Annotated in this window: 9 protein-coding genes and 1 tRNA gene; 7 read left to right on the plus strand and 3 right to left on the minus strand. The window is 59.2% G+C overall.

Annotation, left to right across the window (positions count from 1 at the left end; translation table 11 throughout):
* On the minus strand, positions 1–389 hold a 389-nt coding region (locus HXO69_RS07775; RefSeq protein ID WP_296546344.1), incomplete at its 3' end, for a dynamin family protein.
* A 651-nt stretch (positions 390–1,040) separates the two neighbouring features.
* Between HXO69_RS07775 and HXO69_RS07780 the strand changes: the two genes are divergently transcribed.
* The 7 genes from HXO69_RS07780 (at position 1,041) to epsC (ending at position 8,616) form a co-directional block, all read left to right on the plus strand.
* Positions 1,041–1,868 carry a DUF6318 family protein gene (locus HXO69_RS07780; protein WP_296546346.1) on the plus strand — a complete coding sequence of 276 codons (828 nt, stop codon included), beginning with the start codon at positions 1,041–1,043 and terminating at the stop codon, positions 1,866–1,868.
* 268 nt (positions 1,869–2,136) lie between these two features.
* The gene (locus HXO69_RS07785; protein WP_296546348.1) at positions 2,137–3,282 is read left to right on the plus strand and encodes a DUF6318 family protein; all 1,146 of its coding nucleotides are present in this window, start codon (positions 2,137–2,139) and stop codon (positions 3,280–3,282) included.
* A 293-nt stretch (positions 3,283–3,575) separates the two neighbouring features.
* Positions 3,576–4,418, plus strand: a complete 843-nt coding sequence (locus tag HXO69_RS07790) for a DUF6318 family protein (protein ID WP_296546349.1) — start codon at positions 3,576–3,578, stop codon at positions 4,416–4,418.
* A gap of 103 nt (positions 4,419–4,521) precedes the next feature.
* The gene (locus HXO69_RS07795) at positions 4,522–5,496 is read left to right on the plus strand and encodes a DUF6318 family protein (protein ID WP_296546351.1); all 975 of its coding nucleotides are present in this window, start codon (positions 4,522–4,524) and stop codon (positions 5,494–5,496) included.
* Between the two features lie 117 nt (positions 5,497–5,613).
* A complete protein-coding gene (locus HXO69_RS07800; RefSeq protein WP_296546352.1) occupies positions 5,614–6,390 on the plus strand; it encodes a DUF6318 family protein in 777 nt (258 codons plus the stop codon).
* 403 nt (positions 6,391–6,793) lie between these two features.
* Positions 6,794–7,729, plus strand: a complete 936-nt coding sequence (gene cysK / locus HXO69_RS07805) for a cysteine synthase A (protein ID WP_049347413.1) — start codon at positions 6,794–6,796, stop codon at positions 7,727–7,729.
* A gap of 302 nt (positions 7,730–8,031) precedes the next feature.
* Complete coding sequence (gene epsC, locus HXO69_RS07810) at positions 8,032–8,616, plus strand: serine O-acetyltransferase EpsC (RefSeq protein ID WP_005507433.1); 585 nt, start codon at positions 8,032–8,034, stop codon at positions 8,614–8,616.
* Positions 8,617–8,812: 196 nt separating this feature from the next.
* On the opposite strand, the gene gndA is transcribed toward epsC, so the two are convergent.
* Both gndA and HXO69_RS07820 read right to left on the minus strand, forming a co-directional pair.
* Positions 8,813–10,285: an NADP-dependent phosphogluconate dehydrogenase gene (gene gndA / locus HXO69_RS07815; protein WP_049354576.1), complete on the minus strand. Its 1,473-nt coding sequence runs from the start codon at positions 10,283–10,285 to the stop codon at positions 8,813–8,815.
* A gap of 186 nt (positions 10,286–10,471) precedes the next feature.
* Positions 10,472–10,544, minus strand: a tRNA-Val gene (locus tag HXO69_RS07820).
* Positions 10,545–10,716: the final 172 nt, after the last annotated feature.

The following is a 10,716-nucleotide window of genomic DNA, read 5'->3' on the forward strand; positions in this document are numbered from 1 at the left end:
AAGCGTTCGGGTGACAGCGCCGCCTCGTCTTCTGCGCGGTGCAGGAGCACGGGGGGGCGGGTGGTGGGTCGAATCGCGCCGGACTGGGTGAGCGGTTCGCCGAGCAGGGTGTTGACGAGGGTGGATTTACCGGCGCCGGTGGAGCCTCCGACCACGATGGTGAGGGGGTTATCGACGCTGGCGCTGCGCGGCAGAATATAGTCGTCGAGTTGGCGCGCCATGGCGGCGAGTAGGGTGCGCGCGGAGGCGGTGCCGTGCTCTGCGGTGCCGTCGTGGGTGACGGTGTAGGGGGTGCCGGGGGTTTCGCCGGCTTCTACGTCGAGCGGGAGGGGGATTCGAGTGAGCAGTTCGCGAGCTGCTTTGAGCTGCGCATAGTCGGTGGTAGTCACAGCGCTATTGTCCCATAGGGTGAACCCGCTTCATGCCATGTGTGGGCGTTGGCGCGGTCGCGTTGTAGCTAGATTGTGCGGATGGGGGTGCTGCGGCTGTGCGAGGGGCTGTTTTTGATAGGTGTTTGGACAACCTGAAGAGGTTGAAATACTACTTGCACACCGCGTGCAACAACTCCAATTTATGATTTATTCATAAGAAGAGCAGGTGGGAAAATCCTTGAGTTTCCGCGGGAAAAAAGCACATTTTAATGCGGTTACCCGGAACACATTGGTACGTTTTATAACCCGCATAAAACGGGCAAATATTAAGATTTGATAACTTTTTACCTTTAAGCGCAGATATGGTCATTGTGAACCTGAAAGTACGCTTAGAATCATTGAGCACGACAACCAGGCAGGTCATAACCCACACCGATTCCTTCAGATGGCTTTTGACCTGCCCTTTCTATCGCATCCGTACTCACCGCGGTATGCCACACCCATCGGGAACGCTCACCGACCCCTCACGCAACTGCAATCAACTGCCGTTGAGGTTCACTGCATCCGAGCTACCCGTTACTGCCTGCCCGTCTTTACTCTTGCGAAAGGTTGCGTATGTTCGGTTCGCTGTCACGTCGCCATCTTCTTGCTCTTTCTTCCGGAGCAGCATTGAGTGCACTCGCAAGCGCCTGCAGCCCCAACGCAGTTTCTCGCCCTCAACCACTCACTGAACCCTCTCCTACTGATGCCGCACCGGCGCCTCAGAGCACCCAGACCAAATCTGCGACCACCACGCGCAGCATCACCTACGCCGAGCCTCTGCCCGCATCCGCCCTGGACGGCCGCGGCCCGGCAATCTTGCCCGATCAGTTCTTTGAGCGCGTCGGCAATTTCTCGAACGGTACTCTCAGTCACCGCGCCGTCAATGTCCCCCGCCCCATCATGCCTCCGGAGGCTAAGGAACGTACCGTTGAGGGCCTGCATGCCTTCCTGCAGTACTGGGGTGCGGCGCAGAACTACATGCTCCTCACCGGCGATACCGACCCCTTCATGAACCTGCCCGGCCAGGAGCACTTTAGCCACATGGCGCAGATGTACCGCGACATTTACCGCTACAACATCGGCTGGCTGGTCTCTAAGAGCAACCACCCCATGTGCATTAACCTGAGCTCCCCGCAGCCGGTACCCGCCACCGAGCAGGACGTCTACTGCTGGAAGGCGACCCTGAAGGTGGACGAGAACGCATTCCTGTTCAACCATGAGACCCGTCAGCGTGAGCAGCTCACCGGTATCTACGGCAGCAATCAGAAGGCTGACGCTTACGTCTACTTTGGCGAAAACGGCTTGCAGATGCTCGAGGATCCGCAATCTTCCCCGAGCGCTACCGCCACCCCGGCGGCTACCGCTGAACCATCCGCGAACGCCCCGAGCGCGCACCCGACCCCGAATGAGAGCCCCTCTTCTAAGGCGGCTCGTTACATTCGAGGCTCAGCCTAAAGCTTCTTTGCATCCGTGCCTCAAAGATCCCGTTATATTGGGTGATATGAGGCACGGATGAGGGCTTTTATTTGTGTGCCACGCGTGAAATCTATAGGCTAGGGCTAGATGAGGTCCGCCCGTTTTCGCCTCAATACGCCTCTGCCCGCCCCGCGGGTGACTGCTTCACGCCCTCCGATGGGGGCATGATGTTAGGCTGAGGATTAGGGCGTGAGCTCTTCACCTATCACCGATACTTCCGCATCACAGCACATTCAAGGGGATCACTATGATTCACAGCCGCCGCCACTTTATTGCGCTCACGGGCACTGCCGCCCTGGGTGCTATGCTTGCCGCTTGCGGTTCCAAAAAGACTGCGGAGGCGACCGCCTCCCCCACTCCTTCCGCGTCGATTGCGGGTGCCTACGATAACCTGTCGGGCGAGCTGAAGTGGACCAAGTACGTTGCCGGTACCGGTGCAGCCCCGATGAGCAGCACCGACCCGGAGACCGGTCAGGTCTACACGATTGAGCCGACCGCCGGCCCCGCGAGCGTTGATTCTAAGGCGAGCGCCGTGCCTATCCCGGTTGAGGATGAGAGCATGTACGACAAGAATGCCCGCGGCCTGCGCGCCACCTTCGCGTATTTTGCGGCGGCGGTGAACTACGCCCGCATGACCGGTGATCCCGGTCCGGCCCTGCAGGTGGTTCATCAGGATAATTCTGTTCAGCGTGCTTCTTTGGAGAAGCTGCGCGCCTTCTATGCGCCCGGCACGAACTGGCTGGTTGATGGTGAGTGGACCTTCCGCCTGACCGATAAGCAGCCGACGACCCGCGGCACCAAGTATTCGTGGGCGTGCACCGTGACTCAGGCGCACGGTCTGCAGGTTGAGAAGGCAACCAACACGACCAAGCCCCTGGAAGACACTGAGGCGCAGGAGATTAAGGCTCTCTACGCTGAGTACGATGAGGAGGCGAAGCGCTGGTTGGTGATTGCGCCTCAGCAGTATGATCCGGCGTTGACTCCGAAGCCGACTCAGACTCCGCGTGCGCATCCTTCCTCGACGTACACCCCGACGGTGACTGATGACAGCACCGTGGCGGCTAATGCTGGCGCAAACTCCGGCGCGAACACTTCGGGTAACGGTGCCGCGCAGGGTACCGCTAACAACGGTGCCGCCCAGAACGGTGGCGCACAGAATGGTGCCGGCCAGGGCGGTTCCCGTCAGTACACTGGCTCCCAGAATGGTGCCGGTCAGGGTTCTGCAGGTCAGGGTGGCGCGGCTCAGGCGCCTCAGCCTGCCGCTACCCAGGCGCCTGCGGCTACCGCTCCCGCGCAGCCCGTGGCGACTCAGCCTGCAGCTGCGACGGCTCAGCCGACCGTAGCTCCCGGTGCCGCTGGTGGAGATGTTGCTCCCGCTGGGGGAGCCCAGTAGCCCCTCCCCTATAGACGATCTCTATAGACGATTAACGCGTCCCCTCCTTCGCTATACCCGCTATACCCCATTCGGTGCGATGCTCCCGCTGGTTCCACTGAGTTCACTGGCTGCGGTAAGTTCGCTGATGGGCGGCATATCACGCTCGTTTGGGCGCTGGTACGCACGGGTGTGAAGGCGGGGGCGCGTTATACTTAGGACTGTCTCTAGAGGGATGTCCGCGTGTGATATCCGCTCGTCGAGGCGCACTCTCACTCGTCTCTCACCTGAGATTCTCACTCGAAAGGTATTCCGTGGCGCTTTTCCCCATGACCTCCGGGCTTCCCAGTTCCACTACCGGCATCAGCCGCCGTTCTGCTCTGCGTTACGCGGGTGCGGGCGTTGCGGGCGTGTCTTTGAGCGCCCTGCTGGTTGCGTGCGGCGGTGGTTCTTCCTCCAGCGAGAACGCCGATGTGGATACCCCGCAGATTTCCCCTTCGGCTTCTGCGCGCACTGATTTTAGCGGCGAGGTCACCTTCGACAACTATGAGAAGAAGGGTGATTTCATTCCGGCGACCGAGTCTGCTCCCGCGCAGAACGTGCCGTTCCCCAAGCGTCCGGCGAGCGCCTCGGAGAACTCGGTGCAGGGTCTATACGATTCGATTGCGTTCGTGTATGCGGCGATTAACTACCTGGTGCTGACCGGTGATGCGGCTCCGCTGCGTGAGTCGAAGGCTGATGAGAAGTTCGTTGCTTCGTTCTCTTCGTTTATGGATGAGTCGAATGAGAGCTCGCAGAATCGTGATTGGTTTGTGTCGCCGAAGGTGACGATGTCTGCGTTCACTGCTGTTCCGACTCTGGTGAAGAAGAGCGTGCAGTGGACCTTTGATCTGGTGATTGATTTGGGTCCGACCGTGGTGATTGACGGTGCTCCCGCGGAGATGTCTGAGAAGGTGCGCCGTACTGAGCGCGGTCTGGTGATTACCGGTGTGCGCCACGATAATGATTGGACTTTGACGATTCAGGATGAGTACGAGGCTCAGGCGTCGGCTCAGCCGCAGAATGGTGGCGCTAATGGTGGTGGCGCTAACGGCGGTAATGCTGGCAATTCCGGCAACTCCGGTAATGGCGGCAATTCTAATGGTGACAACCTTTAAGCCCTCAGATGGATGAGGCATCATGCCCTAACTCGCACTCGGGTTAGGGCATGATCTGTTTTACCCTAGTAGTATCGACCTTTCCCGAATTCAAGGTTTTTGTATGTCTTCTTTTTCTCAGTCTTTCTCTCGCCGTTCCCTGCTGCGTTTGGGCTTGGGCGCTTCTGCTGTTGCCGGTTCTGCGGCGCTGTTGAGCGCGTGCGGCTCGGGTAGCTCTAGCCAGCAGTCGGGTTCTCAGGGCGGTAGCCTGAACGGCTCGAAGTCGAGCGCTAACCCGAACGGGTACAGCGATGATGGTCAGAACTATTCGGGTCTGGTGGAGTACACCCACTATGATGGTGCGTTGAATTATGAGCAGGGTACGGTGGATCATCCGCCGCGTAATGCTCCGAAGCCGAAGGTGACTGATAAGCTCTCGTTGAATACGGTGACGGGTTTCCATGAGGCGGTTGCTTATTTTGCGGCGGCTATGGATTACCTGGTGAAGACCGGTAGCACGGATGCGTTCTCGACCGGCATTCAGCTGTCCTCGAAGACTCGCTCTGAGGTGGATGCTCTGTCGGCGTCGATTCTGGCGGGTGTGGAGAAGGGTTCCTGGTATGTGAACCCGTCGGCGTCTTATGCCCTTGCGAGCGCTCAGCCGTCGATTATGAGCGATGGCAACCTGCTGTTCAAGGGTCAGTACACTCTGGACTTTGGTACGGAAGCGGTGGCTGAGGGTAAGATCCAGCCGGTGGCCGCCTCGGCAAGCGCTTCTGCCTCTGCTGAGCCTACTGAGCCGTCGGAGGATGCGCTGGTGTCTGATGCGGCGTCCCCAAGCGCCTCTGCCTCTGCGACTGCTGCGGGTCCGGCTTCTCAGGTGACGATTCAGGAGTGCGATTTCCGCGGCCGCTACCACGCTGATTCGAAGATGTGGGAGCTGAGCGTGGCATACGGTGCCACCATTCAGGGAGGCGCTGCCCAGGGAGGCGCATCCACCGCGAGCGCGGCGGCGTCCGGCGCAGCATCCGGTTCGGCTTCCGTACCCGCTTCTGCTGAGGCTTCCGTTGAGGCGTCCGCCACCTCCGCGACGTCATAGTTCGTCATAACGCTTTTATCTGCGAGGCGCTTCTCACGCTTCGCCCGCTCAACTCTGTATCCTGTTGGGTTTGCGGCTAAACTGGTTGCAATCACCGACTGACTGAAAGGTATCACTATGTCCGAGAACCTGACCCGCCGCGCGGCGCTGGGTGTGCTGGGCGTCAGCTCTATGGCTTTGCTGGCGGCTTGTGGCTCTAAGGCTTCGTCTGAGGCGTCTGCTTCCGCTTCTGGCTCTGAGAGCGCTTCTGCTGCTGCTTCTGAGTCTGCTACCGCTTCGCCGAGCGCTTCGGCTTCGGCGTCTGCTTCCCCTTCCGCTTCTGCGTCGGCTTCTGCTTCGGCGTCGAGCTCTCCGCTGCCTAACGACAATAAGGATTACAGCGGCGTAGCGAAGCTGGAGAAGATGGAGGAGCACGGCGAGTACCAGCCGGGTAACGCTGAGCACCCGCCGCAGAACGTGCCGTCCCCGATTGTTCCGGAGGCTATGCACCAGAATTCGGTGGCTGGCTTCGCGGCGGCTCTGGCGTACTTCGGTGCGGCGTTTGAGTACCTGCTGCGTACCGGCGATATGCACTACATGAACGAGGTCAGCACCGACCAGGAGACCCTGGCGGCGATGAAGAAGTACGCGGACTCCACCAAGGCAGGTATTGAAGAGAAGAAGACCTGGTACGTGAACCCGACCGCTACTTTGACTATCGGTACCAAGCAGCCGGTTCTGGCGCAGGGTGCGTACAACTGGACCGTGACTCTGAACGTGGATCTGGGTGAGAAGCTGTTCAAGGACGGCAAGGAGCAGACCGTGGCGGCTGATAAGCGTCACGTGAAGATGTTCGGTGAGGCTGTTGGCCGCTACTTGAACAACAAGTGGGACCTGCACATGGACATCAACTAGTCCTCTGAGGCTGGTTCTCTCTCGCGCTTTTGCGTCTTTTCCATCTCAGGATGCGGTTTTTCACTGTTTTTTCCATTGATGGCAATAAAATTTGTGGCTCCAGCTTGCGGTGAACAGAGTTCATCACTACTCTTATATACAGAGGTTGTCTTTTGGGCTACATAATGTTTCTAGAGAGCGCCGCACATTCATCATCCTTTATCGAGAAAGGGTTTGTGCGGCGCTTTTCTGTACCCTCTTTTTGAACCTCGTTCCCTGAGGTTTTTCTCTGGCATTATTACGAACTGTGACCGCAGGTTTAAACCTGTCGCCGGTGAGTAGTAGAGTTGCCACGTAACCGATTATTCATTGCGGAGACCCCGTCGCGGCTGGCCTCCCCCCAGGCTCATGTAAGGAGCACCCCATGGCAAAGATTCTCAACAGCATTGTTGAAGCAACCGGCCAGACCCCCCTGATTAAGCTGAACCGACTGGACGAGGGCCTTCCCGGTAACGTCGCGGTCAAGCTTGAGTTCTACAACCCCGCTGGTTCGGTTAAGGACCGTATCGGCCGCGCCATCATTGACGCTGCTGAGAAGTCGGGTGCACTGAAGCCCGGCGGCACCATTGTTGAGGGTACTTCCGGTAACACCGGTATTGCGCTGGCTATGGTGGGTGCTGCTCGCGGTTACCGCGTCATCCTGACCATGCCGGAGACCATGTCTGCTGAGCGTCGCGTGCTGCTGCGCGCTTACGGTGCTCAGATTGTGCTGACCCCCGGTACCGAGGGTATGCGCGGCGCTGTGGAGAAGGCTAAGGAAATCGTTGCGACCACCGAGAACGCTATTCTGGCGTCTCAGTTCTCCAACGAGGCGAACCCCGCTATTCACTACAACACCACCGGCCCCGAGATTTGGGAAGCAACCGACGGTAAGGTCGACATTTTCGTGGCGGGTATTGGTACCGGCGGCACCATCTCCGGTACCGGTAAGTACCTGAAGGAGCAGAACCCCAACGTGAAGGTTGTTGCGGTTGAGCCGAAGGACTCCCCGCTGCTCTCTGAGGGTCGCGTTGGTCCCCACAAGATTCAGGGTCTGGGCGCTAACTTCGTTCCCGACACCCTGGACCGCGGCATCTACGATTCTGTGACCCCGGTCAGCGCTGAGGACGCCATGCGCACCTCCCGCCTGCTGGCTACCCAGGAAGGTATTCTGGGCGGTATTTCTTCTGGTGCGGCTGTTTGGGCTGCTCTGGAGGAGGCTAAGAAGTCTGAGAACAAGGACAAGCTGATTGTTGCTATCGTTCCCGACTTCGGTGAGCGTTACATCTCCACCGCTCTGTACGAGGACATCCGCGGCTAATTGAGCTTCTGAGCCCCCGTTAGTGGGAGGTTTCAGGTTTATAGCGCTACGCCCCGTCTGCCGGTTGCATACACGGCAGGCGGGGCGTTTTGCGTGCCCCACTCTAGCGTCTGCGGGTGGAGGCTCTTGGCAGGGCCGTACGGGGCGTAAATATTACGTTCTGCACGGAATTGTGACCGAGATTTCGGAGGGGGCGTCCACTATGACAGCTGAGGGTGCGGGAATAGGTGATTGGGCCTCATTGTTGGTACCTTTGGAAAGGTCGCACACACAGAGCACGACCGATGAGGGAAAGGGAACCCATGAGTTTTATTGCGCGTCTGCGTGAAGATATTGAGAACGTCCGCCAGCACGACCCTGCTGCGCGTGGCGCTGTCGAGATTGCGCTGAACTATTCGGGTATGCACGCGATTTGGGTTCACCGTCTGACCCATAAGCTCTGGCAGAAGGATGAGACGAAGGCTCTGGCTCGTACTCTCTCGCAGTTTGCTCGTTTTCTGACCGGTGTGGAGATTCACCCCGGTGCGACCATTGGCCGCCGTTTCTTCATTGATCACGGCATGGGCATTGTCATTGGTGAGACCGCTGAGGTTGGTGACGACGTGATGCTGTACCACGGCGTGACCCTGGGCGGCCGCTCCCTGGAGAAGGTAAAGCGTCACCCCACCATCGGTGACCGCGTGACCATTGGTGCCGGCGCAAAGGTGCTGGGTCCCGTAGTCATTGGTGCCGATAGCGCGATTGGCGCAAACGCCGTGGTGGTCAACGATCACCCCGCCGACTCGATTATTACTGGCATTCCCGCAAAGCACCGCCCGCGCACTCCGGAGAAGAAGAAGCCGCTGGTGGACGCTGTGGAGTACATTGACCCCGCCATGTGGATTTAGTACTTGCTGGCATTTTGAGCCCGTAGAGGCGCGCCTGGAGGCTCCTAGCTAATATCCACAGCTCCTCTCCCCTGTTGCACCCCTAAGATATATCGTGAGATACCTCGGGGACTGCCTTATCAAGACATAACGAAAGCCCGCCCCGACCGGATTCTCATCCAGCCGAAGGCGGGCTTTTGCGTTCAGCTACGTGAGCTTAGTGAACGTGAATATCCGCTGCGTTCACCTCGGAACGGTCGCCGCTCCACATGGTGTGGAAGGCGCCCTCTTCGTCAATACGACCGTAGGTGTGCGCACCGAAGAAGTCACGCTGACCCTGAATCAGGGATGCGGGCAGGCGGTCGCGGCGCAGACCGTCGTAGTAGGACAGTGCGGAAGCAAACACCGGCACGGGGATGCCCAGTGCGGTTGCCTTAGCCACCACGCGACGCCAGGAAGGAACGAGCTCCTCCATGAGGTTCTTGAAGGCGGGTGCCAGCAGCATGTTCGCGGGAGCCTCATCAGCGTAGGCAGCCATGATGTCGCCCAGCAGTTCTGCGCGGATGATGCAGCCTGCACGCCACAGCGATGCGATGGTGTCCAGCTTCAGGTCCCAGCCGTATTCCTTGCCTGCGCGGGTGAGCAGGTCCATGCCCTGTGCGTATGCAACGAGCTTGGACGCGAAGAGTGCGCGGCGCACGTCCTCAACGAACTCGGGGTCGCCTGCGCCCACGCCGGTGGTTGCGATCAGGCCTGCGGGCAGTTCGCGCTGTGCCTGCTCGCGCTGCTCACGCTCGGAGGAGGAGAGGGCGCGTGCGAACACGGACTCTGCGATAGCGGAGACGGGGGAACCGAGATCCAGGCCAGCCTTAGCGGTCCACAGGCCGGTACCCTTCTGGCCTGCTGCGTCAACAATCACGTCGACCAGCGGCTTGCCGGTCTTTGCGTCAACCTGTGCGAGCACCTCTGCGGTGATTTCGATCAGGTAGGAGCTCAGGTCGCCTTCGTTCCAGGTCTTGAAGATTTCTGCCTGCTGTGCCGGCTCAATGCCTGCGATGGAGCGCAGAATGTCGTAAGCCTCGCCGATCACCTGCATGTCGGCGTACTCGATGCCGTTGTGGACCATCTTCACGAAGTGACCCGCACCGTCGGTGGAGATCCATGCGCAGCAGGGTGCACCGTCCTGGGGTGCCTTCGCTGCGATCTTTTCGAGCAGCGGGCCCAGGTGCTTGTAGGACTCGGCGGAGCCGCCGGGCATCATGGAGGGGCCCCAGAGAGCGCCCTCTTCACCACCGGAAACGCCAACGCCCACGAAGTGCAGGCCCTTTTCAGCCAGGGCGTGCTCGCGACGGATGGTGTCCGGGAAGTGGGAGTTACCGCCGTCGATGATGATGTCGCCCTCGTCGAGCATGGGGGTGAGCTGCTCGATAACAGCGTCGACGGGTGCGCCCGCCTTGACCATAATCAGGATGCGGCGGGGAGACTCGAGGGAGTCGACGAGTTCCTGCAGGGACTCGGTGCGGATGAAGTCGCCGTCTGCGCCGTGCTCAGCCAGCAGTGCGTCGGTCTTCTCTACGGAACGGTTGTGCAGTGCCACGGTGTAGCCGTTACGTGCCAGGTTGCGGGCAAGGTTTGCGCCCATGACAGCAAGGCCGGTGACACCAATCTGTGCCTTCTTGTTTTCAGTCATGTATATAAGGATACGCGCTGAGGGCGGGCTATATATAGGTGGAGTACAGTTTTATGCTCGAAGGAATCGCAGTTCCGACTGAATTATTTTCGTGAGCCTCCCGCCGGGTACTCTCGCGGCAGGTCAATGGGTAAATACAACCGGGTAAACAAAAACCCCGGTACCTTGCGGTACCGGGGTAATCGGTGGGTCCTACCGGGATCGACCCGATGACATCCACGGTGTAAACGTGGCGCTCTACCAGCTGAGCTAAAGACCCATAGTTCTCACTGTTTCGTTTCCGTTCCAGTGGCGAACACAAGAGAAAACTATACGGGCTTCTACCGAAACACGCAACTCGATAGAACGTGTTCTATGTCTCAGTATTTTTTTCGTTTTCCCACTGCACCCCACACCAAGCCACACCAAGCCATAGTTGACCCCCTCCCCTC

Origin of the sequence: Rothia sp. (in: high G+C Gram-positive bacteria), from assembly GCF_015265375.1 — a bacterium.
Lineage (GTDB): Bacteria > Actinomycetota > Actinomycetes > Actinomycetales > Micrococcaceae > Rothia.